23 protein-coding genes are annotated in these 25,531 nt (G+C 31.1%); 1 reads left to right on the forward strand and 22 read right to left on the reverse strand.

The window, feature by feature from the left end; all coding sequences use genetic code 11:
• The first annotated feature begins 5 nt into the window (after positions 1 to 5).
• Positions 6 to 1,178, forward strand: coding sequence for a DUF4105 domain-containing protein (locus ACJBCC_RS09165; protein ID WP_299101310.1), 1,173 nt, complete (start codon positions 6 to 8; stop codon positions 1,176 to 1,178).
• Here ACJBCC_RS09165 and ACJBCC_RS09170 read toward each other — a convergent pair whose 3' ends face one another.
• The 22 genes from ACJBCC_RS09170 to ACJBCC_RS09275 form a co-directional block, all read right to left on the reverse strand.
• On the reverse strand, positions 1,179 to 2,573 hold the full coding sequence (locus tag ACJBCC_RS09170) for a sugar transferase (RefSeq protein ID WP_299101308.1): 1,395 nt from the start codon (positions 2,571 to 2,573) through the stop codon (positions 1,179 to 1,181).
• 56 nt (positions 2,574 to 2,629) lie between these two features.
• Positions 2,630 to 3,640, reverse strand: coding sequence for a glycosyltransferase family 4 protein (locus ACJBCC_RS09175; protein WP_299101306.1), 1,011 nt, complete (start codon positions 3,638 to 3,640; stop codon positions 2,630 to 2,632).
• Positions 3,591 to 4,955 (reverse strand): O-antigen ligase, encoded by a 1,365-nt coding sequence (locus ACJBCC_RS09180; RefSeq protein ID WP_299101304.1) that lies wholly within the window; start codon positions 4,953 to 4,955, stop codon positions 3,591 to 3,593. The genes ACJBCC_RS09175 and ACJBCC_RS09180 overlap by 50 nt, the downstream gene beginning before the upstream one ends.
• A gap of 78 nt (positions 4,956 to 5,033) precedes the next feature.
• Positions 5,034 to 5,849, reverse strand: coding sequence for a transglutaminase-like domain-containing protein (locus ACJBCC_RS09185; protein WP_299101302.1), 816 nt, complete (start codon positions 5,847 to 5,849; stop codon positions 5,034 to 5,036).
• Between the two features lie 117 nt (positions 5,850 to 5,966).
• Positions 5,967 to 7,100 (reverse strand): glycosyltransferase, encoded by a 1,134-nt coding sequence (locus ACJBCC_RS09190; RefSeq protein ID WP_299101300.1) that lies wholly within the window; start codon positions 7,098 to 7,100, stop codon positions 5,967 to 5,969.
• Positions 7,097 to 8,200, reverse strand: a complete 1,104-nt coding sequence (locus ACJBCC_RS09195; protein ID WP_299101298.1) for a glycosyltransferase family 4 protein — start codon at positions 8,198 to 8,200, stop codon at positions 7,097 to 7,099. The genes ACJBCC_RS09190 and ACJBCC_RS09195 overlap by 4 nt, the downstream gene beginning before the upstream one ends.
• Positions 8,200 to 9,525 carry a glycosyltransferase family 2 protein gene (locus ACJBCC_RS09200; protein WP_299101296.1) on the reverse strand — a complete coding sequence of 442 codons (1,326 nt, stop codon included), beginning with the start codon at positions 9,523 to 9,525 and terminating at the stop codon, positions 8,200 to 8,202. Before ACJBCC_RS09200 ends, ACJBCC_RS09195 begins: the two co-directional genes overlap by 1 nt.
• On the reverse strand, positions 9,525 to 10,358 hold the full coding sequence (locus tag ACJBCC_RS09205; RefSeq protein ID WP_407557015.1) for an FkbM family methyltransferase: 834 nt from the start codon (positions 10,356 to 10,358) through the stop codon (positions 9,525 to 9,527). The genes ACJBCC_RS09200 and ACJBCC_RS09205 overlap by 1 nt, the downstream gene beginning before the upstream one ends.
• A 22-nt stretch (positions 10,359 to 10,380) precedes the next feature.
• A complete protein-coding gene (locus tag ACJBCC_RS09210) occupies positions 10,381 to 11,118 on the reverse strand; it encodes a bifunctional 2-polyprenyl-6-hydroxyphenol methylase/3-demethylubiquinol 3-O-methyltransferase UbiG (RefSeq protein ID WP_299101292.1) in 738 nt (245 codons plus the stop codon).
• 124 nt (positions 11,119 to 11,242) lie between these two features.
• Positions 11,243 to 12,439 carry a glycosyltransferase family 4 protein gene (locus ACJBCC_RS09215; protein WP_407557016.1) on the reverse strand — a complete coding sequence of 399 codons (1,197 nt, stop codon included), beginning with the start codon at positions 12,437 to 12,439 and terminating at the stop codon, positions 11,243 to 11,245.
• Position 12,440: 1 nt separating this feature from the next.
• Positions 12,441 to 13,607, reverse strand: a complete 1,167-nt coding sequence (locus ACJBCC_RS09220) for a glycosyltransferase family 4 protein (RefSeq protein WP_299101288.1) — start codon at positions 13,605 to 13,607, stop codon at positions 12,441 to 12,443.
• Positions 13,608 to 13,624: 17 nt separating this feature from the next.
• A complete protein-coding gene (locus ACJBCC_RS09225) occupies positions 13,625 to 14,698 on the reverse strand; it encodes an exostosin family protein (RefSeq protein ID WP_407557017.1) in 1,074 nt (357 codons plus the stop codon).
• A gap of 18 nt (positions 14,699 to 14,716) precedes the next feature.
• On the reverse strand, positions 14,717 to 15,568 hold the full coding sequence (locus ACJBCC_RS09230) for a sulfotransferase domain-containing protein (protein ID WP_299101284.1): 852 nt from the start codon (positions 15,566 to 15,568) through the stop codon (positions 14,717 to 14,719).
• Positions 15,568 to 16,662, reverse strand: a complete 1,095-nt coding sequence (locus ACJBCC_RS09235) for a glycosyltransferase (RefSeq protein WP_299101282.1) — start codon at positions 16,660 to 16,662, stop codon at positions 15,568 to 15,570. The genes ACJBCC_RS09230 and ACJBCC_RS09235 overlap by 1 nt, the downstream gene beginning before the upstream one ends.
• A gap of 30 nt (positions 16,663 to 16,692) precedes the next feature.
• A complete protein-coding gene (locus ACJBCC_RS09240) occupies positions 16,693 to 18,084 on the reverse strand; it encodes an asparagine synthase-related protein (RefSeq protein WP_299101280.1) in 1,392 nt (463 codons plus the stop codon).
• Positions 18,085 to 18,087: 3 nt separating this feature from the next.
• On the reverse strand, positions 18,088 to 19,089 hold the full coding sequence (locus ACJBCC_RS09245) for a glycosyltransferase family 2 protein (RefSeq protein ID WP_299101278.1): 1,002 nt from the start codon (positions 19,087 to 19,089) through the stop codon (positions 18,088 to 18,090).
• Positions 19,089 to 19,955 (reverse strand): glycosyltransferase family 2 protein, encoded by an 867-nt coding sequence (locus ACJBCC_RS09250; RefSeq protein ID WP_299101276.1) that lies wholly within the window; start codon positions 19,953 to 19,955, stop codon positions 19,089 to 19,091. Before ACJBCC_RS09250 ends, ACJBCC_RS09245 begins: the two co-directional genes overlap by 1 nt.
• Positions 19,956 to 20,000: 45 nt before the next feature.
• On the reverse strand, positions 20,001 to 20,744 hold the full coding sequence (locus ACJBCC_RS09255) for a sulfotransferase family 2 domain-containing protein (protein ID WP_407557018.1): 744 nt from the start codon (positions 20,742 to 20,744) through the stop codon (positions 20,001 to 20,003).
• 27 nt (positions 20,745 to 20,771) lie between these two features.
• The gene (locus ACJBCC_RS09260) at positions 20,772 to 21,734 is read right to left on the reverse strand and encodes a hypothetical protein (protein WP_299101272.1); all 963 of its coding nucleotides are present in this window, start codon (positions 21,732 to 21,734) and stop codon (positions 20,772 to 20,774) included.
• Between the two features lie 5 nt (positions 21,735 to 21,739).
• Entirely contained in the window at positions 21,740 to 23,584 is a 1,845-nt protein-coding gene (gene asnB / locus ACJBCC_RS09265; RefSeq protein WP_299101270.1) for an asparagine synthase (glutamine-hydrolyzing), read from the reverse strand.
• Positions 23,585 to 23,586: 2 nt separating this feature from the next.
• The gene (locus ACJBCC_RS09270; RefSeq protein ID WP_299101268.1) at positions 23,587 to 24,705 is read right to left on the reverse strand and encodes a glycosyltransferase family 4 protein; all 1,119 of its coding nucleotides are present in this window, start codon (positions 24,703 to 24,705) and stop codon (positions 23,587 to 23,589) included.
• Positions 24,706 to 24,719: 14 nt separating this feature from the next.
• Positions 24,720 to 25,454 carry a class I SAM-dependent methyltransferase gene (locus tag ACJBCC_RS09275; protein WP_299101266.1) on the reverse strand — a complete coding sequence of 245 codons (735 nt, stop codon included), beginning with the start codon at positions 25,452 to 25,454 and terminating at the stop codon, positions 24,720 to 24,722.
• Positions 25,455 to 25,531: the final 77 nt, after the last annotated feature.

Here is a 25,531-nt window from a genome sequence, read left to right on the forward strand (position 1 = left end):
ACTATATGAAATTAAAACTATCCATTTTATTTAATCTCTTTTTACTTACTGTAGGTTTCTCCCAACAGTTACAGCTCTCTCAGAATGCAGAAATATCAGTATTAACTTTTGGTCCAGGAGAATCTCTAAATGATGCTTTTGGACATAACGCGTTTAGAATTAAAGATAGAAATTTAGGTATTGATGCTGTTTTTGGCTATGGTGAATACGACTTTGGTGCACCAAATTTCTATTTAAAATTCGCTCAAGGGAAATTAAACTATCTCATTAGCAAACACAATTTTGCCGATGTTTATCTTCATTATTCAAGATATAATCGCTCAATTGAAGAGCAAGTATTAAATCTCTCTGCAAGTGAAGAACAAAGACTTTTTAATTATTTAGAAAACAATTACAAACCAGAAAACAGAGGTTATTTATATGATTTCTTTTTTGATAATTGTGCGACAAAAATAAGAGATGTTACACTTAAAGCAACAAATAGAAAACTAGAATTTAATACACCTCCAGATTTTAAACCAAAAACTTTTAGATCATTAATACATGACCACGTTGGATTAAATACTTGGGGAAGTTTTGGAATTGATATTGCCTTAGGCTCTGTGATTGATAACACTGCTTCTGTTTCAGAACATATGTTTTTACCATATTATATTCAGCACTTTTTTGATAGTGCAACATTAAATGGCTCTGAAAAATTGGTTAAAAGTTCTAAAACTCTAAATGAAAGAAATAAGACCAATAATTTTGTGCTGGGTTTAATTTTTAGCCCACTATTAATTATGGGACTTATTGGGCTAGGGATTTTGTTTATTACATATAAAGATTACAGAAATAAGACCAGAACTAAATGGTTAGATGTTGTTTTATTTTTAATTACCGGAATCGTTGGTATTGTAATTTTATTACTTTGGTTTGCTACAGATCATACTGCTACGGCATACAATTATAACTTACTATGGGCTATGCCACTTAATTTATTAGTTATAGGTCAAGTTTTAAAACCAAAACTAACTAGTTGGTTTCAACGTTATATAAAATTCTTAGTTATAATGTTAGTATTAATGACTTTTCATTGGATTAGTGGTATCCAAGTGTTTGCAATTGGATTAATTCCGTTGCTAGCTGTGCTATTAATAAGATACATCTACCTGATTAAATTCAATTCACTAAAATAATTACTGACCTCTATAGTACAGAATTGTACTTAAGGTTTTAATTGCTATACTCAAGTCTAAGAAGATACTTCTGTGCTTTATATAATATAAATCATATTGTAACTTAGTTAAGCTGTCATCTACAGTAGAACCGTATCTTGTACTCACTTGTGCCCAACCTGTAAGTCCTGGTTTTATAATATGTCTTGTTTCGTAAAAAGGAATAATTCTGGCTAGTTCATTTACAAAAAATGGACGTTCTGGTCTAGGGCCAATAATACTCATATCGCCTTTTAGAACATTATAAAATTGAGGGATTTCATCTAATCGAGAACGGCGTAAAAACATTCCGAACGCAGTAATTCTAGCATCGTTTTTTATAGCCCATTTCATGCCATCCTTTTCAGCATTAACAATCATAGTTCTAAGCTTAATGATTTCAAATGGTTTTCCATTGCGACCTACTCTTTCTTGAGTGTAAAACAATGGACCTTTATTTCCTAATAAATTTCCAATTAAAATGATTGGCGAAATAAGTAACCCAATTAATAAACCTATAGACGAAAAAACAACATCAAAAGCACGCTGAAAAAAGATGTACAGTTTATTTTCATTACTTCTACTAAAAGGAAAATGTTTATAAAAATCCTTACCTACGAACTGTACAGGAACTTTTTGAAGTAATTCTTCGTAGACCTGAGTATAATCTCTAATCTTAAATCCTCTCTCTAAAAGTAGCATCAAGTCATGGTAAACTTCTGAAATTATAGCTTCCGTATTAAAACTAGCTACTAAAATCTCTGAAATTTTTTCCTTTTCAATCACATTAAGAAAGTCTTTTGAGTCAAACTCTCTTCTTCCTTTAAATTTCACAGATTCATCTGATGATACCTCACTATTTATAAACCCTATTATTTTATAATTTGGATCTTTTGTATCTAAAGCATTTATCAATCCATCTATATTAGAAATCTCTCCTACTAATAGAACACGCTTGTAAAAGCGCGGAGTCTCAATTAAGTTAATGTATAAAAATCGCCATAAAAGTATGGAAACAATTATGGTTAAATAGAGGTAAACAATTTGCATCCTCTCTAAAGGTAGAAAAGGAGAGAGCACAGGTGTTAAAAGATAAAATAAAACCACAATTGAAGCAGTAATCACTACATTCTGAAAGGTCGTATCAAGCCTACTTGCTTTTTGCAAATCATAGAGCTCAAATATGGTAGCAAATATTGAAACGTATACACCTAATAAAATCAAGGCTACACTGTTGTCCTTACTTACTTCAATGTAAACAAAATCGAAATTTAAACTTAGACAATAAACACCTAAATAAACCATTACCAAATCTAAAATTCTGAGAAGAACTTTACGTTCGGATACTTCGAAATGGATACCTTTTTTTTTAGACATTCTGAGGGATAAATAAGCGATAAAGATAATAAGATGATCTGATTTCTAACATTTATTTACAACAAAACAGCATCCCATTGTACTTTTACCGTTTGCCATGAAAAAAATTCAACCTTTTGTCTCGCATTTTTTGTTAGTTGATCTCTAAGTTGATTATCAAATTTTATCTTAATAATAGCCTCTACAAATGCTTCAACATTATTAGGCGCAACTAATAACCCATCTTTATTCTCAGAAATTAAAAACGGTAATCCGCCAACATTAGTAGAAACCACTGGCAAGCCTAATGCCATAGCCTCTATAACACTGATAGGTGTATTGTCTACATTGGTTGTATTAATAAATATATTGTATTTCTTAGAAAGGGAAATCCAATCTTGTTTCGTTAACTTCCCTGTAAATTCTACATCTAAATTGAGATCTCCAGCCAATTGCTTCACTGTTTTTAATGAGCCGTCAGTATCAGGACCAACCATACACAAAGTAGCATTTGGTTCTATTTTTTTTAATTCAGACAAAATCTTAACTGCTAATTTAGGATTATAAATCTCTGAAAATGAACGCACCCATAATAATCTTGGGTTATCAAACCTATAGTTTTTAAAAGGATATTCTTCAATTTTAATAGCATTAGGCAAATATGTAATATTATGAAAACCGAACAATTCAAATTCACTCTTTAAATATAAAGATGGCGCAATATTATGTTTAGCATTTTCAAAGATAAGCGCACTTAACTTAGGGTTAGATTTTAAACGAGATGGTAGATTTCCACCATGTAAAATTGGAATATATTCTAAATCTAAAAATCGACATAATTGGCTCACAATTAAAGCAAAATAAAAATTCAGAGTACTATAGGTGTCAATAAGGACAACATCTGCAGTGTTTCTTAACTTCACTACGCTCTTTAACATATCTAACAGCCTAAAAACTTTATTACTTTTAGAAGATGCGTAGTATAATGAATAACCTTCACCTTCTAGTAAAGCACCCAATGTTTGAATACTTGAAGTATTAGACTTTTTGTTCTTTAAGTTGTTTCCTATATAAAGGACGTTTTTCATTTTTTACATTTAATAAGGCTAATGCATATATAAAAGCTGGCATAGCAAGTCTCATGGACATATGGTTTATGGTTAAAAACCAGAAAGCCATCAACGGATAAAAATAATAATTACCTCTATTTCTACCGCGTATTTCAAGTGGTTTAAAAATAAGTATTAATAAAATTATGACGCCAAAAATTCCGTGTTCAGCCAAAGTTCTGCTAAACTCACTGTGTGAAGTCACGCCTTGTCCCTCTTGCTCAATTCTTTCGTCTTTAGCTCTACTAGATCCAATGCCAAAAAATGGGCTAGAAATAAATCCTTCGAGTTCACCTTCAAATAACTCACTTCTACCAGTCGTTAAACTTTCTTTTTCCCTACCTAAATGGTCTTTATTTGCATAACGCAGCCCTACTAAACCTCCTGTTTGAGATACACTAACAAACCAGGTTAACATTAAACTAACGCACAATAAACCGAAAATAGATATTATTTCATTACGTTTTCTAACCTTAGAATGACGATAATAGTAAAAGAGGTAAATCACAATAGCTGCAATTGCAGTAATTACACCTCCACGACTCATTGTAGTAATTGCTCTTAGCGTAATTAAACCAAGTATTGAGGCATTTAAAATTTTAAGAGGTAATGTAGCCGATTTAGTAAATAATCGTATGGCCATTAAAAACATACCAAGTCCTAAAATTGCAGATACCTGGTTAGCTCCCCAACCTCCTGCTGCTGCTCTATTGGATGCTGTACTAGATATAACATCTTTCAGGTTTGGTGTGTAAAAATAAATATATGCTGTATGTGCAATGATTGGTAATACCATAAAAAGCATTATCTGAGAAATTTGATTGTAACTTATACGCTTATCATAGCAAAATAAAGCCGACAAACCCAAACACACTGGTCCACTTAAAACAAATGCAATATTAGTTCTAAAATTAGCATCGAAGCTCAATGTTGTTGAAGCCACAAAAATGGACGGAATTAAAAACAAGAGATAAATAAAATAGGGATAACCTTTACCAGAGATTCCTTTATAAAACATACCCATTAATACAAATAGTATAACTAAATATTTACCTGCTTCGTATGATATAGAACCTTTAGTAGTTCTCAGCAAAACCTCAGCACCAACAAAATAAGCACATGCCTTTAATACTTCAAGAGTTCTACTTTTATCTGAAGCAGTTATAATTCTGTATAAAAAATAAAATAAGGCAATAAAAAAGTAAGGTTTCCCAAGACTTTCGTTTAAATAAAGTAACAAACCCAATACGGAATGAAAAGCAATGGCACTTATATAAGTAATATTAGTTTTCAAATGGAAGTATCTATATTATTGATTCAATTTTAACGCAAGATACCATAAAAAGGCAACTTACATTTCCGAGATTAATCTTTAATCTTCACTAAAAATAATCTTATAATCGTCTAATGGGAAACGATAATGGTAGCTTTTCCTTAGTAGATATAATGCAAAATGGGTTACAAATACTGGTATATAAGGCCTAGTATGCCTTAGGAATTTATCATACGTTTTATTGGAATAATTACAAATCAAAAACGGAATTGTATTAGGATTTAAATAATTCCTTTGAATACTTTTAACTTCTAACTTTTTCTTATCGTTAAAAGATTTATAACTAATATCCTTCTCCTTTCTGATCAATTGAAATAATTCAACAACTGACAAAGGCGTTTCTTCTCCACTATTATAAAAGAACAAACTATTAGAAGGATCTATAAGTATCCACTTGTTTAATTCTTTACTAAAAAACTCATTAAATGAGTGACCTCCAAAAGCTGTATTAAAAGGTGCTCTTGTAGTTCCCCATTCTCTTACCCTTATTTCGTTTATAACACAAAAGTTATTAAAAACTTGAGCCATATCACTACAAACACCGCCTTTACCCGCGAGCATAATCTTTAGAGCTTTATCAGATGGTTCACTTAAACCTGGTCCACCTTTTATGTTATTTTGTAACCATACACTTAAATTTTGAACACGTAAAACATCAGTCTGTGGTGTAAAGTCTTTAAAAATGGTGTTATTAATCTCAGAATAATAATTAGAAATATCTTCCTTTTTATTAGTGTCATTATAAGTACAACTACCTATATCATCAACACTTACATTCTTTGACAGCAATTTAAAACGCGTAGTATATAAAAATGGATGACGCTTTAGCACCCAAAACATTTTCTTTAAAATCATTTAGAATTGCTCATTTTTAAACTCTCGATAAATGTAATTATTTTTTGTGTACTTGTCATAAAAAAAATAGATTTAACCAAACTATTATCAACCACTTACATATTGTTAATTATAATTCTAAATTGATAATAATTCTGTTTTTATTCTATCATTATAATATGAGTAGGTAAACTTATAAATATTTGAATCGTTTGAAGCAATCATACGCAAATAAATTACCTCAGATAGATTTAACATTTTTTGAATTTTATCTTTCAATCCTTCTTCTGTTATTTCAGACAGTAAAAATCCATTTTTAGAGTCAATAACATAATTAGAAATAGAAGATACATTTGAAACTATTGGTAGACAACCATAATTCATAGCCTCTGAAATTACCTTAGGAAATCCTTCTGATGCTGATGGTAAAATAATAGCATGTGATATTTTATAAATATGATGCACATCCTTTCTTGATAAATAACCATAAAACTCAAAATTCAAACCAATATCTTTAGTCTGATTTTGGAAATACTCACGTAATTTTCCATCTCCTACAATATGTATTGTACCTACTTGTTTTTGAAAATCTACACTCAGGTTTTTAAATGCATTTACCAATAAACCTATTCCCTTTTCCTCTTCTAATCGTCCTACAAAGCAAAAATCTACAGAATTATTATCAAACTTTTTATTACTTACAACACCTCGTCCTGCTTTTACTTCTGCTTCTGTAAGGCAAGGGTTTTCAAATGTTAGACAATGATTTTGCTGATCTTGCCATTTCCCATTTATAGTCACACGTCGTTTCTGTTTTTTTAATAACCAACGTTGAAAGCTGTAAGCTAAAGGCGCATTTTCTTGTTTCCAGTTTCCTGCGTATTTAAACCAACCTTTATTTTTATTAAAAAGCACTAAATACGGAATAACAAAAACACCAATTCCTGTAGGTGCTCTAAATTGAAAGTAATCTGATGCATCTAATGCCTTCTTTATAATGCCGATCATTTTAGGTGCCTTCCAAATAATATCTAGTTTAGATATTACATTAGTACCACCAACTGCTGGCAAAGGGACAAACGTAATTTTATTAGAGGTGTAAGGCAACGCACTAGAGGGCGCAGAAACATCATGAAGCATTGCCACATGAACAATAGAATCAAAAACGTCTACCAAATTGTTAATTTCTGTAACCGTTGATCCAAGCCCAACAATTGTTCCATCTGGTGTCTTGTAATGCTCCGTATGCGATATTATAGTTAATATACTCATGATAACAACTTAATATATCGTTTTATAACTATAGACCAATTGTGATGGTTTGCCCATTCTTTAGCTCCTTCAGAAAAGCTTTCTTTTTTATTCATGATTGTATCAACAGCCTCTTTAAACTCCATAGCATTATTAGAATTTATTAAAACTCCTGATATTCCATTTTGAACAGCATCCTCAATACCACAATTTAAAGAACCAATTGCAGGAATACCCATTGCATTTGCTTCTAATATTGCTATACCAAAACCTTCTACATCACCTGTTGCACTCTCGCTACTTAGCATTACAAACAAGTCTGTTTCACTCAGGGTTTGTTTCAATTGATTATCATCTAAGGCACCATGAAATGTAATATGAGATTCCACTTGCAAGTTGGCTGCAATAGAAGTAAAATGATCTGCCTCTGAAGGTATACCAACACAATGATAATGTAATTCAGGATAGTGTTTAACTAATTCTGGTAGCAGTTTTATGACATTTAACTGTCCTTTTCTTGCACTAACTCTACCTACCGTTGTTAACGTAGGATTTCCTTCCAATTCAAAACCAGTTAAGGTATTCAACTTCCAATCTGAGGTTCTAATACCATTAGGAATCACAACTACTTTTTTCTTTAAATGATTTACTAAATCCTTAGTGTAATTAGAAACAGCTACGATGGTATCCATTTTCTTTAAAGCTATGGCAATTGATTTCTTTAAAAGAAATGGTTTAAAGTTAACTTCAGTGCCATGTATCACTGCTATAGTTTTTACTTTCTTAAATAAACTAATAAAAGCAATATTCCAAAGTGAAAATTTACCTGTAGCAATGACATGGCTAGAATTTGAAAAATGTTTATTCGTTTTAATAATTCTATTAAGATACATTTTTAATCTAAAACCTTCTCGCTTTATTCTAATCACAGAGAATGGTAATTCAGCATCGAACTCTCTTTCCTCATTACCATATAAAGAACGTTGATCTGCAATAACTTTTACCAAATAACCATGATTAGACAACTCTAATGCTAACTGATAGGCGTGATTACCTATACCTCCTGGTTGCGGTGGAAATTCTGATGTTACAATTAAAATGTGTTGTTTTTCTGAAGGCATTATATCGTATCTATTAAAGGGCCTTCTTTTATTTTTTTACTTGCTAAACCCCAAGATTTAAATACCTGATAAAAAACAATTGGTAATATTAAAATAGTGAGAAACGCACCCAAAATTAATAATGGCTTATTTTTTTTGAATTGATATGGAAAGATCGATAATGGTACCATTCTTAACATCGCCAAACGCGATGCTTTTTTACCAAAATATCGTCTAAAGTAATATAGAACACTTGGTATAGGTCTTGGTGCGAAAAAATTTGAAGGTCTAAATGCATCCCAACTTCCCATCTCGCGCAAACCACCAGTTCCCGCTTTTATATCTATGCAAGAAGCAAAAGGATTAGAAACACTTTTTATACCATCAAGATAAACTCTCATACCAAATTCGCCATCACCCATTCTCTGTTTTTCAAACTGCCTATCAAACAAACCTACTGTTTTAAATACCGTTTTATATAACATGGCATTACCAGTGGCAAACTGAGAAGCTATTGCAAAAAAAGAGCGTTCTTTTGGTATGTCTTTTCCTTCAGGATAAAAGACGCCAGCAGATACTTTGGCGTTAAAAAAATCTAAACATTTTAAATGTAAGCTAATCCAATTAGGTTCTATACGCACATCATCTTCTGATAAGGCTATAAAATTCCCTTTTGCATTTTTAATTGCTGTATTTCTAGCCAACCACAATGCCTTTTCTTCATGACGTATAAGGTTGATGTCTAAATTAAAACCATCATAAAACGATGCATCAAAAGGTTCTGACTGGTCCACGACAATAACTTCAAAATTAGAATAATCTTGTTGTTCTAAATCCTTTAAAACATCTTTTAAATACTTATATCTATTAAGCGTTGGTATTACAACACTTACCTTATCATTTTTTTGAATTAATTCAGATTTAAAGATTTCCCAATCATTATGAATTATTGGATTTTTGCCAACCAATTCTCGTTTTGTTCCTTTGGTTTTAAACCAAGCATTGATTTCCTTAAATGGATTATGTAATGAGAAAAGACGAAAAATCAGTATATATAAAACCCATGCTCTATTGAAGTATTTTCGGATAAAATGATAGTTATCTTGTATTGAAACATCATCAAAACTTGAATATGTTTCTACATTACCAATGTACCCTTTTTGCACAGCCTGCCATGATAAATCGTAGTTTTGAGCGGTTTTTGATTGATAGTTTTTATCTAAAGTTAATTGTTGTAAAATAGTTTCTGATAAATTTTCAACTTTAGGAAATACCGAAGTTTTTTTATTTGAAAACTTCTGAAAATAATGAGTGGGTTGTAAATATGTTAAAAATCTAAATAACATTAAATTGATTTTGGAAGTTCAGCCTTTTGCTCAACTCCTTTTAGATAATCTGGATAATCTTTTTCCTTTGGTAATAATAACAAATGGCATTTTCCTCTGTTTTTAATTTCTTCGGCATTTTGTAATAATTCGCCTGTTTTTAAATACCAAGCTCTATAATCCATTTCATTACACCAATCAATCATTTTTTGACCAGCGGCTTCCATTCCTAGGTTTTCCACATTATGCATTTCAATAAAGAAAGTACACTTAGATGCATTAGTCATTTTCTTAGCACCTCGCATTACTAAAGTTTCTGCACCTTCTACATCAATCTTTACTAGATCTGGTTGCGAATTATAATACTCAGATAAATAATCTAAGGTCACAGTTTTTACATCCATAAATGAATCCATAGACGCGGCCGTTTCTGCATGTGAAGCATACATACTGCCAGCTGCACCAGAACCAATAGTATAAAATTGTATGGTTTCATCCACAGAATCACTTACAAAAGCAGACATAAAGTTTGCTTTATTAGCCATACCATTCTGAATTAAATTTGTCGCAGCTTGCTGTAATGCTTCAGGGTTTGGATCTACCAAAAGAAATTGCTTATTAGGATTCTGAATTAGACCTAATAATGCTGTATAACCTATATTACAACCAATATCAAAAATATTAGAATGATGTTTAGTTAAATAAAACCACCAGGCATCATCTTGATCGACATGTTTTCTTAATGTACCTGGAAGGACATTCAGTGAAACATCACATATTTTTGCACTTAAAAACTTAGTTTTTGGCGGATTGATTGAATAATACAATCTTTTCAGTGCTTTTTTTATTTGCATTTTAATGACTTATTTAATCAATTTATTTATAACCTATTGCAACTAAATGTGCTGTTTCTTGAGACGTATTTTCTACACCTTTAGACTGAAACCTATTAACTATATTAGCAAATATGGTTTTTAAAATACCAAAAGGATTGCTCAGTTTAAAACTTTTTAATCCCATAACTCTGTATTTTCCTGTTTTCACGGCGTAATGTACATCTACATTATCAAAATACTTCTCTAATAAGGTTTGCAACTCTAATCTTGTATAATGCCTAACGTGATCAGGATTTTTATTTGGACCTTCGTTTTTAATATAATCACCATTTGGCGTTGTAAAATAAGCCCAACCACCTTCTTCTATAACATTCGCTATATTTTTAACAAAAACGTCATCTGCTTCTACATGTTCTATAACTTCAATACAAACAACCGCATCGTATGAACCATCTGCCAAGGTAGATTTAGTCATGTCTTCTATAATTACATCTTTAATATTGCTACGTTTTTTCTGAATATTAGTAAGTATTTCTGACGTAAACCCTAAATTTAATTCCTCACGTGTGCCTTCTTCTTGAGGCACATCTAATAAAGTTATTTCTGCAGGTAAATTAATAGTATATGGCGATTTACGACCACCAACATCTAAAACAGAAATTTTTTTAGACCTTTGCGTATTAGATTTTAACAATCTCTTTATATCGTTGCGAACAGTTACTAAATGAGTTGTCATTATAGGAAATGTTAACCAACGCATTAATTCATAATTTGTCATTATTATGTTTGAGGGTTTTTCTGTTTTTCAAATTATTATACAATAATAGATATTATGTATTAAATATTCATGTAGTTATACTAAAAGCTATCAACTAAGATTTAAACAAGTACTAAATGGTCTACTAATTTTGGTAAAAACGAACAAATTTTTCCTGCTGTTTCTCTAAATTAAACTCCTTTTTAACTCTCTCAATCGCTACATTTCTTATCTCTTGCTTTTGTTCTTCTGGTAAGTTTAAGATTTCCATTATTTTTTGAGCTAATTGGATTGGTTCTCTTTTAGGAACGACCCAACCAGTTATGCCATTCAATACATTCTCTGCTAATCCTTCTGCGTTAGAAACCACACATAATAAGCCTAAAGCCTGTGCTTCTAAAACGGCATTACAAAAACCTTCTTGAATACTATATTGAACAAAAATTGAAGATTGTAATAGAGTCGCTTTCACTTCCTCCTGTGGTAATTTACCTGTAAATGTTATGTTTTCCAATATACCTAACTGATATGCCGCAAAAGTGATTCGTTCTTGCTCAATACCTCCTCCAATAATGGTGTAATGAAAATCAATATCATTTTGTTTTAGACATGCTAAGGCTTCTAATGTGTATATAAATCCTTTTTTCCAATGTTGTCTAGCCACAGTTACTAATTGTAGATGCTTAGATTTATGAGGCGATTTTTCTGTTTGAAAAAACTCAGTGTTAATTGCTGGAGTTATTACTTTTATTTGATTCTCCTGAACTTTATATTTCATTAAATCATGTTTCATTTCTTGTGATAAAACATGATACCTAATATCTTTTTTAAATAATATATTATAACAGTTTTTATGCTTCAAAGGCGATAGATACAAATCAAAACCCCTAAAACTAACAGCCATTTTAGCTTTTATAGCAGCTGCGACATTTTCTCTATTTACAGCAAGCATTCCAAAACCAAAGTGCAGCCAATCTACTTGTTCTGATAGAAAAAACTCATTGATAATGATTTGCTTCAGATTATCCTTAAATGAAATATGATCTTTTTTGTTTAATTGAAATAATTTTAAACTCCGTTTAGGATGAACAAAAACTGATTTTGAAAGCGCAACGAAACTATTCCAAAAATTTATAAACCTACTATTGTTATAATTACTAGCAGAAACAATTTTACAAGAAAAATTAGAGTCTTCCTTCTTATAATAATCAACAAATAAAATTACCTTAAATCCATGGTTTTGCAAACCTTTAATTTTATTTCTAAAAAAGGTTTCAGAATATCTTGGTACTGTAGATAGTACAAGACCGATAGTTTGTGATTTCTGCCCTTTTTGTTTCATCTTATAGGTCTTTATAAAAATTAAGCATTCCTGTAATTAATTGCTTTTCATTGTGCTGGTTTCTTACAGTTTGAATTGCGTTATTAACCAATTCATCCTTTTGCTCTATAGACAACGTACTAATCTCTAATATCTTTTGCGCAATTGCTTCGGAATTTCGAATAGGAACCACAAACCCGTTAACATTATCATTTATCACTTCTGTCATCCCTCCACAATCGGTTGTTAGTACAAACGTTTTTAACAACATTGCTTCTAAGACTACGTTTGCAATTCCTTCTTTTAAACTTGGCAATACTAATAAATCTGAAGATTGTATATTCTCTTTTACAGTATTAAAAGGTTGTTTTTCCATTAAAATTACTTCATTTTGTAAACCTAAATCTTCAATTTGGTAAGCCAATTCTATATTTCCTGCGGCACCAATTATAGTGTATTGAAATTTAAAACCATTATCTTTTAATTGTTTACACCCATCTAAAGCATAGGTATAACCTTTAATCCAATGTGGTCTTCCAATAGATATAATTTGAAAAACACCATTTTTATTTTTCTCCATTTCTAATGACGGCTCTAATTGCAATCCGCTGTAAACAACTTTCGTTTTTGCGGGAGTTACACCATATTTTGCAGCTTCATTAGCTATAGCCTTAGATACTGCATGAAAACCATCTACTTTTGGGAACTCACGTCTATACATTGCTGCAAGCTCAGCATCTGCAATAGGCGAATGATTAATTTGTGTTCCTCTTAAACTCAAAACGACTTTAACACCAAATTCCTTTAGCCATATCCAATCTTCAATTCCTTTTGCCCATTGTAGATGAAAAATATCTGGCTTATGCCAAAGTACAGGATAAAATTTAACTTTATCTAAGCGTGTGTTTCGACCCTTGGATTTAAGAATCACATCTAATTTCTTTTTATCCTTACGATTAAAAAAAAACATCAAGAAACTATACTTTATTAATTGAATAAATTTTGAAAACTTTGAATTTCTATAACCTACAACCTTTACATTTTTATCATAACGTAACATTTGCTTTTCTGCTCCAAAAAGATAAATTTCACATTGATTAGAAATAGACAATCCTGTTATTAACCGTTCTATAAAAGTAGACGACGGAATAACACCAGAGTATATTGCTATCTTTAATTTGTGACTCATTTTTGCTGCGGAAAAATTTAATTATCGCCTTTAGCCTGTTGTATTTGATGATAAAAGAAACTCCAAAGGTTTAATTGATCCTTCCATAAGTTACGATTACTTTTTTGTAACGCTTCAAATTCACTTTGATTGAGAGCGTTATGAAAAGTAACTATTTTTTCTTCAATTTTATGAATTTCTGAGGGTTCTACCCAAACTAAATGCGATTTCCAATTAACACTCTCGCGCAACGGTAAAAATCCATCGGTATTTATATAAACAGGTATTCTTCCCATGGCTAAGGTTTCATAAAAACGAACCGAAAAATTCCCTGCGCCTCTGTAACAGATGATGTAATCTGAATTTTCCATGTTTTCAAAATACTCTTCCGCTACTTTCGTTGCTCCTCTGCCTCGTTTTACACCACCTCCATATTGATCTCTAATAATGAAATTAGTTGCAATAAGTGATTTACCCTTGAGATTATCTAAAATTTTAAATCTATTGTAGGATGTAGATTGTATTTTTTGCGGACTCTTTTCAGCTAATCCTAAATAGTATCTCGTATTATTAAAGACAATTCTAAGTTGCTCTTTAATTCTGTTGCTAATAGATTTTATTGCTTGACCACAAAAGCCTACGGTTGGAATCTCTGCATATGCTCTTAATGAAATAACCTCGGAATTATAGTATCGTTCTAATGGATCTCTATGAAATACAGGTAATCCTAAATGCGTATTTGGCAATTTACTTTTGTAACCACTACATCTATAGACTCTAACGTTTGGAAAATCTGGAATTTTCACACCAAAATCTCCTGAGATAAATATAAATACAAGTTTATTTAGACTATTGACACTTTCAATAAAATCGTTTGCTATTTTTTCTTTATTCTCCTTTACATAAAAGTCCCAAGACATTGGTAGAATAGTTACAGTTGCTTCGTTTATATCATCAACTAGTGTCATCAATTGATTGGTAAAACCAAATACTTCTACAGCAGGATTTTCTAAAATCTTATCCGACTTTAAAAAAACTTTTAAAAGTGGGAAAACAGCATACCGATTACTAGATTTTGAATCGTAAAGTGTCGTTGGGTAGTACAGTTTCATTTGATACCTAGCAGTAAATTATTCTATTTTGTATAACTGCGTTTCAAATATATCTAATAATTCATTAACCCTTGCCTTATCTGCCTCAGTGATTTTAGCTTTCGTTTGATTTTGCGCTGAGATTAATTCACTTTTAGGATGTGTTTTACTTGAAGGTTTTCTATAATGGGATTCTAAATTACTAATAGGTTCAATTTCAAAAGATTTACAAAGGTTATAATACACATCTATATTAGAAACTAAATCTTCATATTTTACAACTGCTGCTTTGTTTTTATAACCGTTGAACACTTCTAAAGGCACCACATTTTCTATACACCAACGCAAACAGAGTTTTTCTATATTGGTAAGTTTAGTATATGTGCTTATATCGTAATTAAATTTCTCTTTAATTAATTGCACTAATTTTTCTTGTGCTGTAAAGATGGACAAATCATATAACCATGGAAAATTAGAACGCTTTTGCGATAAAATCACATCATAAGGATTTCTGATAATATGAATTACAGGTACATTGAAAGCACTATTTATGTATTGTGCGGCAAGATTAGCACGTACAAATTTGATGACATACTTTTTAGGAATAAAAGGCCATAGATGTAATTTGTATTTACGATTGCTATTTTGCGCAATCCAATCACAATCGACACGGTTTTTTAAAACTTGACTTATATAGCGATGAGTTTCACTAGTATTAGTGTCTGACGTTAACCATTGATCACATAATAAATAACCTTTCTTTGTTCGGGTTTCATGCTCTGGTTCAAAAAGCATACGGTATCTATGCTGTTGCGCCATGGTTTCACTCAACCAACTTGTCCCACTCCTGGCCGTACCCACTACAATGATATGTTTATTGAATTTTGGCATTAGGACTTTGTTACTAGTTTTGTGTACAATTCTTGATGTGCTTCAATAAATTTATGCATCGCAAATTCCTTAACACAATACGCTCTTAGGTGTTTACCTAACTTATGTCGTTCGGAAGCACTTAACTTCTGATTATGACTTATTTTTTCTGCTAAAACCTTAAAATCTCCTGCCGTAAACAATAAACCCTCAAAAGCCTTTAAAACAAAATTGATGCCTGTAATATTAGATCCTAAAATTGGTATTCCCATACTCATAGCTTCCACCAAGGCCATTGGCATACCTTCTTTTCTCCCTTGATCTAAAGTTGGAATAACATATAAGTCTGAATTTGCTATATATGGACGTACATCTAATTGTTTTCCTAGAAAAATCACTTGATCTTCAACCTGTAATTCTTCACAAAGTGCTTTAATTGAAGCTCCATAGTCATTAGCATTATCACCTAAAACGCTCAATCGAATGCTCTTATCTTTTAAGTGCGCTATCGCTCTAATTAAAACTTCAATTCCTTTTACAGGCACAAGGTTAGCGACCGTTATGATTTCAAAAAAACGCGATTCTTTTTTTTCAAAATTTGCCGCATTATAATAATCCGTATCAATACCTAATGGAATTAATTTCTGTGATTTTTTATTGGGAAAATACTGTGTCATTTCATCGTTGATGGTGACAATAAAATTGGCTAAATAGCTTTTTATTTTCCAATGTTTATTAAAACCCATTGCCTTTTTAGTGTAAATCCATTTTTTACCGACTAAGCGTGCTGCAAGGGCTTCCGTCCAATCATTACTCCATTGCCATGAGTGAACAATATCAAAATGATGCGCTTTGTAAAATTTTGAAATAGGTCTTAACCTTTTTAAAAGTGAAAAATACGGTCTGTAATTTGTTTTAGTATCGAAAATATAAATAGGATGTCCTAGAGCTTCTACTGTTTTAAAAAAACCTCCTCTATTATGTGTGCATGCAATAGCAACATCAAACTTTGACGTATCTAAGCCTTTAACTAAATCATACACCACCTTTCCACTACCAGCTGTATCAAAGTTAGGAATGGTATATAATATTTTTATTTTTGATGTCGTACTCATATCATTTTGTGCGCGCCACACATTTTAAAACTATTCATTATTGAAATGCTTGTCCCATAAGCTCAAGGTTAATAACATACTCACTGCATGTGCATGGTAAACCTTATCTTTCGTCTTGAAATCATTAAAAACTTCAGAAATTATATCTTTTGGAATAAAACTATTTTTAAAAAGATAATCTTTTAGCATCGCCTCATTAGATTCGCCTATAAACTGTAATTCCCAATTACGTTGTACCAATGGTTTACCTATGAAATCCTTAGACATTCTATTAAGTTTAGAATATACTCTATAAGGCAAATTAAATGGTGTTTTGTTATACTGATACGTATTTAAATTAAACGGTTTTTGTTGATGCCATACGATTTTAGCCATCTCTGGAGCTCTTCTTTTTATATACGCAATTTGAATCGCTCTTTGAGCCAAATAAGATTCCGGAATTTGGCAAATAAACTTACACATTTCGTCATCATAATACGGCAAAGTTATTGGTTTTACTTCGCTAAATATGTTTAAATTGATACTTGTCCATCGTGGTGCCCAATAAGTACTTTTAAAAGCTCTAATACTAGCGTTAGCACTGCTTTCAATATGAATATTTTTATACAGCTTATGAATTCTTGCTGTAAAGTAATCTTTAAATTTACCATCTAAGTTGAAATGCTTCCATAATTTTTCAGCAAGCGCTATACCTGAAGGTTTTACTATTTTTTTCAGAAGTATGTCTACTTGGTCATTAAGACCTAAATCATCAGAAACTCCCATATCATCAAACAATACGTCGCCCCAATGCCCTAAACTAAAAACGTCCCCCATAGTTTTATAGTCATCAATAATAGCCATTTGCCTTGGGTGCGAAAACTCAGAATAACATTCACTTATTTTCGCTAAATCATCAATCTTAGACCAAAGATAATTGGGTTGAATGGTAAATGCTTTAAAGTCGAAATTACAAGTATTGGCTATAGATTTTCCTATTTTCGCTTCAGGATAGCCGCCTTTAAATGCATAACAATAAGACGCTACATTTTTATTTAGCTTATGAAGTGCGACGGCTTGTGTTCTGCTATCTAAACCACCAGACAAAGGTAAAATCACTTGCTTATCGCCTACTTGTCTATCTATAATTTTCTCAAATAATGCTCCGAAATTTTCTACAGCGTCAGAAAAAGATAACGCGTCATCAAGCTTGTAGTGCCATTTAAAATGTTGGCTACTAGACACTAAATTACCTTCGTTATCTAATATATTTTTTGTTCCTGGCCTAAGTACTTTTTTATGCTTCCAAAAGGTATCATCATCTAAAAAAAAACCTGTAGCCACGTACACACAAATAGCCTCTAAATCTATGACCTTAGGTTCATTTTTTAACGTCGCAAACTTTTGCTTTACAGGAATAATAGATGTATTAATTTCTGGCATAATTTACAAGGACTGTTTTACAGATTTAAGAATTGTTTGCGGATACGTAACATCTGCAATCGCTTTTGCTTTCCTTTTAATAAAAGGAAAATAACGTAAATGTTGTAATGTCTTAAACTTGGCTTCTGTAATTAAAATATTATCCTCAAAATACCTTTGTAAAAATAAATCATCAAATTGAGGATCGTTAACCATATCACGCCATAGTGTCTTTAATGATCCTATTTTATTCCCACTCAAAAATGTATTTGGATGTGCTTTAAAATTCTGATATTTCTTTATAAAATCTTGATAATCATACAAATGATAATGAAGCAAATAACCGCCTTTTTCGCTTTTTAAAGCTGTTTTATCTATCGTTTGGTAGCGATGCACATTTTTCGGTATTGTATTAGAGTCAACTCTAATCGCCAATTTTCCCATATCATGACCTAACCAATGTGGATGAGAAAGGAACTGCTTATTATAAGGGTTAAAAAACTTAAAATAAATACGATTAAAATGACTTTTAAAATTCTTTTGAATTTTGAACTTTACTTCTTCTAACATCACCTTATCATAAGCCATTTTTCTGGCTAACACTTCTAATGTCTTAAACTGAATAACATCATAAGCCTTATAAGCTTCAAAAAAATGAGATAAGTTAATGGGTTTTATATAATCCGTTAAAAACAATTCATCAGCATCTAAGGAAATTAGCCAATCGACACCTAGAGCTTTGCACTTCATTTGAGCATCATATGTATTTAAACATTGCCTTGCGGTGTGAATAACATCTCTATTATCACAAAGATGCTTTAAGTAACCTAAATGACTATATTTCTCCGCAGAAATAGACGCATTCGTCTCTACGCCTTCGATGTCTTTAATTAGTTGTTGACCATTATCTGTTGTGCCATCAAAATAGACGAATACTTTTTCTATTCCAATGCCCAAGTGGTAAAGCAAGTTTTGTCGTAACAAACGTGCTTCATTCTTTACAGTAATAACCAAAGAAACTCTCATTAACTGCGTTTTAAGTTTAACTTATAGGTTATATACATTTTTAAATAATTGGCATTTAATTTTTCCTTTCTAGACATTCTATATCGAGCTCTATTAAAGAAGCGTGTCACATATGTGTTAAATAATCCAGTGCTAAGATTGCTCGTTTTCTTAACGTGTTTTATGAACTTTAAATGCTCCAAAAAATAATTTTTATAATACGTTTTACTTCTATTACTCAAAGTTGAAACACTATCGCCAGATTTTCTAAAATACGAAACTGTTGAATCATTTTTAACTATAGAATAGTTTAAAAATGCTTCATGATAAAACACTCTGTCTCCTATAATATTATAGGTTGTAAATGTTTTTGCAAATTTACACAAATGCGATTTAAAAATTACGGCACTGACATTTAATATTGGACAATAGAGCACTTCCTGAAGATTCAATATTTCATTTTGGCTATTCTTAAAGGTTGGATGGTTGACCTCATCAAAAACACCTTTCTCGTTAAAGTTTAACGTTTTAGCAACCACAACATCGCTTGAATATAATTGTATAGCTTCTAGTTGTTTTTCAATAAAATTTAGCTCTGCTTTATCGTCGCTTTCAGCAATCCAAATGAAATCGCCCTTTACTAAGTTAAATCCCTTTTGCCATTGTTTAAAAGGTGAACCTGTATTAGTCGAATTCACAATAAAATGTGATACTCTGGGATGATTTTTATAAGCTTCTAAAAGCTCTAAACTGCTATCGGTAGAGCAATCATCTAGTATAATCACCTCTATATTAGTATACGTTTGATTAAATATACTATCCAAGCGCTCTTGCAAAAATGACGCATGATTGTAATTGGGAAGTATGATTGATACTAAGGGATTCACTTTATCAGAGTTTTCTATAGCTATACAATATTTAGTTGTGGCTAATTATTTTATAAATTTAAGTTTTATCTTTTTCAGAGCCGTTTTTAATGGGAAATGATAAAATAAAAAGAGCATATTCTTCCTATAACTATAACGGTATTTTTGTTTGTACTTATATGGTAAATTTGTAATATCTTCCTTAAAATACTTTTCAATAAGTTGTAATCTTCTTCTATTATAAAACAAAGAGTAATGCTTAAATTTCTTTTTGGCTACCTTTTTTTTGGCTTCAAAAAAACCGTCTTCCAAATTTAAATCTCTTTCTAATTCCTTAAATTCAAATGATAATTTTTCAAAATGAAGAATTTTATCATATTCAATCAATTTTCCATTTAATTTTAGATAGTCTGTTTGTGAATTAAGATGATCTCCTCTGTAATATCTATCCTTTAGAGTCAATCGCTTTTTAAATCCGCCTTCCCGTTTTATAAATTGAGAAAAACTCCCATAACCTTTAATTTGCTTTAGCATCCATACGTAGTCAGAATACAATCTATCCCATGGATTTCTAATAATTATAAATTTATAATAAGATTCCCAAACACCTTTGGTTAAATAACCCAAATCAAATAATTGCTGAGGCGTTGCATGCTGCAAAAAGAGTTCGTCTTTATCACTCCAACCATATAGATGTTCATAATCCGCTATATTAACTCGCTGATTTAATAATCCAAATGCATTTTCTACACTTGTGCCAGCACATTTAGAAATATGAATATAGATTATCTTATGTTCATGGTTAATCATTAAAAGCTTATGTTTTCGGTTCTTATTTTAGTTACTCGATTTAAAAATTGTTTTCAACTTTAAAATAACTCGCTTCTTTAAAGATTGAAAGTAATATTTAATTATCCTTAGTCTATTATCAAAATAGAAAAACATTGCGTTTTTATAAAACAACTTATTAAAGAAGTACAATATGGCTCCAAAATTATGTGCTTTTAAAGTTGCCTTTCTACTCGGACCAGTGAAATGAATAAAATCTACATTGGTGTTTATTTTATCCTTTACTGTGTTAAGCGTTAATATTTGGTGTTGTGCTTCCTTTGCCTTGCCATAAATTCCACTATTTACACCTACTACATTTAACTTATTTTCAAAACACAACAGATTTACAACAAAATTAAAAAAACCTTGGTCTCCAAATTTAAAGCGTGTTTGCTTAGAAAACCCTGTATTTAGCTCAGACCTATACACTTTTAAATAGTGTTTTAACTGTTCTATAAAATAGGAATTCATAATAAAATGTCCTGAAGAAAAGTACCACATATGGTTCAAATGAAACTTTAAGTTTTCAAAAGTACTTGGATTATAGGCGAAGTTGTTAAATAGCTTTGCTAGCTTTTCATCTTTATAGTTGATTGCTTTGCCTTGTAGAATATAAAAATCTCCTGTTAAGTCATTTAGTTTTAATTTAAAGTCATTACTCGTAATAATAGAATCGGCATCCATGTGCAAATAATAATCATACTTATGACCCATTTTAGACAAAAAGCATATGTTTATTTTAGTGAGTAAACCTGTTAAATTAAAATCATGGAACTGATTTATTTCTTTGGTAGAGATAACGGTTACTTGCTTTTTATTTTGAATAGATGTTATATGAAAATCGCCATCTTTTATGACTATGACATCATTTTCAATGCCGTAATGCTCTATACTAGCAATTAAAGCCTTACAATAATGAATATGACTTTTTGCTAATGAAATTACTATTGCTAACGATTTTTTTTCCATGACCATTACTTATACACGTGTTTAACAGCCCATTTTTGCCAAGCATAAATATGCCAAATTCCCCAAGCCGAAAACAATCCCTTTTCATAATAATCTTTAACAGCTCCTTTGATTCGATTTTCATCTAAAAATTCTGCGCCATAAAAAGGTATCTCAAACACATGATACAGGACATCTTCCTTTAATTGGTTTTTTAACCAATCATCTAAAGGTACCATAAAACCCATTTTGGTTTTATTTATCAATGTTTTTGGCACATACTGACCTAAACAATCTTTGAGTGTTTTTTTAAGAATTTTATGTTTTGGTAAACTTGATGCTGTTTTCCACGAAAAGTCAATACTCTCTTTGTCTAAAAAAGGAACACGCACTTCTAAGCTATTTGCCATACTAGAGCGATCCACTTTTATGAGTACACGTTGTAAATGCGCATAAAACTCGTTGTGCTTTAAACTATGAAGCAACGTTTGTTTATTCGTAACCTCTTTAAAATTGTACAACGCCTTAATTTCTGTAGAATAATCAACACCAGGAAACATATCATCTAAAATATTAGGAAAAATATGTAAATGCTTTGCCATTTGCCAATCACCTATAGTTTTGTAATAAAAAGGTGCAGACACTTTACTAATTTTGGTTTTATTTAATAAACGTACCAATGGTTTCCTAAGTCCAAATGGTAGTTTATACAAATAGTAATGGGCCATAAATTGTCTAAATCTTGGATAACCCATAAATAATTCGTCTCCTCCATCACCAGACAACATTACTTTATAATTTTTGGCGGCATGCTGCGTGAGGAGAAAAGTGGGTAAGGACGAATAATCTCCAAAAGGCTCTGAACATTTCTCAAAATAGGCATCAATACTTTCTAATATTTCCGATGCTTTTATCTCAAAAACATCTTGCTTTAGGCCTAGTGCTTCTGCATATGATGTCGCTATTTCGCTTTCGTTTAAAGTTTCATCATCTACCTTTAAGGTTATAGCTTCAACATCATTTTTATTGGATTTAGCATGCGCTGAAATTAATGGGCTATCTACACCTCCACTTAAAAATGTGGCAATTGGCACATCACTTATTAATTGACGTTTTACAACGTTTCCTAATAATTCATTATATGATGTTGCAGTTTGATTATCTTCAATCTTCTGATTGCCAGCAACCTTATCAAAACTTATAAGCTGCTGTTTTTTGATGGTTTTATCTTTTTTAATTACAATCCATTCTCCAGGATTTACCTGAAATATGGATTGATAAACCGTATTTGGTGCTTGCATATAACCAAACCCAAAATACTCCTTCATAATAGAAGGCCTTAGTTGTAAATTAGACTTTAACCAAGGGTGTTTATAAACTTGATCAAACTGAGAAGCTACAGCAACACCTTTATCAGTTACACCATAAAACAAAGGTTTTATTCCTGAAAAATCTCGAGTGAGATTAAATGTATTTTTTTCAGTATCTACAATGGCAATAGCAAACATACCGTTTAATAGGGTTATGGTTTTTTTAATACCAATTACATCTAATAAATGTATAATCACTTCTGTATCCGAAGAAGACTGTAAATTTTTTAGTTGATACGTTTCCGCTAACGATTTATAATTATAAATTTCTCCATTAAAAACAACATGATAACGGCCAGATGGACTTTGTTTGGGTTGATTGCCATTTGGAGAAAGATCTAAAATAGATAAGCGATTAAACCCTAATTGAAAATTTTGACCACGCTTAATCTCAGTGGCATCTGGTCCACGATGTTTAGATAAAGCTAAAATATCTGAAAACGCAGAAGTTGATAATAAATCACTTTCTTGAAAACTAAATTCACCTATAAATCCACACATTTTTATTTGCTCATTAAGGATTGATATAAATGACTTAATTTTTCGACCTCATTTTGTATGGAGAACGTAACCTGACTGTGTTTTACCGCAGCAAAAGAAAACGATCTATAAAGATCTGAATCATTCCATAAAGTCTCTATATAATCTGCTGCTTTTTCAATGGCATAGGGTTTTACACAGTAACCCGTTTTATTATGAATAACAACTTCTGGAAGTCCATCACTATCTGAAACTATGGCAGGCAAACCATAGGTCTGTGCTTCAATGATTGACATACCTAAAGATTCTGAATGGCTGAGCTGTACATAAAAATCTGCCTCATTTAATTTTTGTTTTAAAGCTTTATTTTCAATACTTCCGTAATACTGTACGGCTTCTGATAATTGATATTTATCTATTAAATAAGGTACTTGGTAAGCATCTGGACCATTACCGTAAATACTGTATTTTACCCTAAGCCCTTTGTCTTTTAGTAACTTCACAACACGTAAATTACCTTCTATATTTTTCTCCCAACACATTCTAAACGCTGAAATAAGTTGAATGCTTTCTGTATTTGGTAGTCGTTCTGAGGTCTTAAAAGCATTGCCATAAGAAATAGGAATAACATGAATCTTATCTAGAGGTATTCCCCATTTTTGCATATAGTTCTTTTGATGCTTAGACATGGTAATAAAAGCATCTACATACTGACCATATGTTTCATAAAAATTTACCCAGTTTTTATCAATCCATGGCTTCATGTAGGTGTCTGCACCTCTAAGGGTAATAACTATTTTGGGTCTTTGAGCTTTTGGTATGGCTAGTAATCGTTTAACTTTTTTGTGTAAATACGAGTGCTGTAAGTGCACTATATCAACTTTGTTTTTAAGATATTTATTCTCAATATAATTTAGTTTAACCGCTCCTTTATTAGACAAAGACAACGCTTTTTCTTTAATCTTTCTCTTATAATATCCAGGAATAACATTTACATCATCTGCCTTTGCATGCTCCTTAAAAACATCTATCTGCATATCAAAATCTTCTTTCTTTTTTAAAGATTCCATCACAGGCGGAATGTACGGCTGATATATATCGCCATACGCTTCAAAAAGTTGAATGATTTTAATTTTTTTCATGCTTTATTTTACAGTTATGAAAGCCAGTTATATAATTTTAATTTAAATGGGATTACGATATCTTTTACTTCCCATAAACACATGGTTTTATCTGCATATTTCTGTCCTTTCATTGTATATTTTTCATCAATGACGTAGATTGGTTTTTTAAAATAAAACGGAAACAATTCAAAGTTTAATTTTCGCCATTGCCCTGTAATGATATCTCTATTACTATCGCAATTATAAAATGATGTGGTTAACAGATACTTACTTTCACTTTTTTTAATATTAACCAGTGCCTTATAAATTTCTTTAAAAGATAAATGCACTAGACAATCTCTACAAAAAATAACGTCAACTTTTGGTAAAGAATCTTTTGTTAAATCTAATACTGAAAAATTAATTGATGCATTGCCATGATTAAAATTATTCTCAGCAATTAAATTCTCTACAATATCGCCTCCTATATATTTAATGTTTTGCAAATTAGTGTGTTGCATCCAATTAAAATCGCCACAAGGTATATCTAGCATCGATTTAATATTCTGCTTTGCTAAAAAAAGCTGTAATTCACTAATTAACGGTTGGGTTACTGCTAATTCTGAACCATCTCCAGAAACACTTTCTTCACTTCTCCAATAGTTACTCTCATTAATTATGGTAAACGTTTCCTTAATAGGCTTGTTCTTAAAGGCATTTTTCTGTCTTTTTAATTTAATAAATTCAACAAACCGATTTGGTAGTATTTCTTTTAAAGCTTTTTTCATTAAAGTTTAATTATAATCTTTTTTTGAATCTAATTTACTTCTTAAAATAAACTAATGATTTTGTTAACAGTTTAATT

Origin of the sequence: Winogradskyella sp. 4-2091, from assembly GCF_045765065.1 — a bacterium.
In the GTDB taxonomy this organism is placed as follows: domain Bacteria; phylum Bacteroidota; class Bacteroidia; order Flavobacteriales; family Flavobacteriaceae; genus Winogradskyella.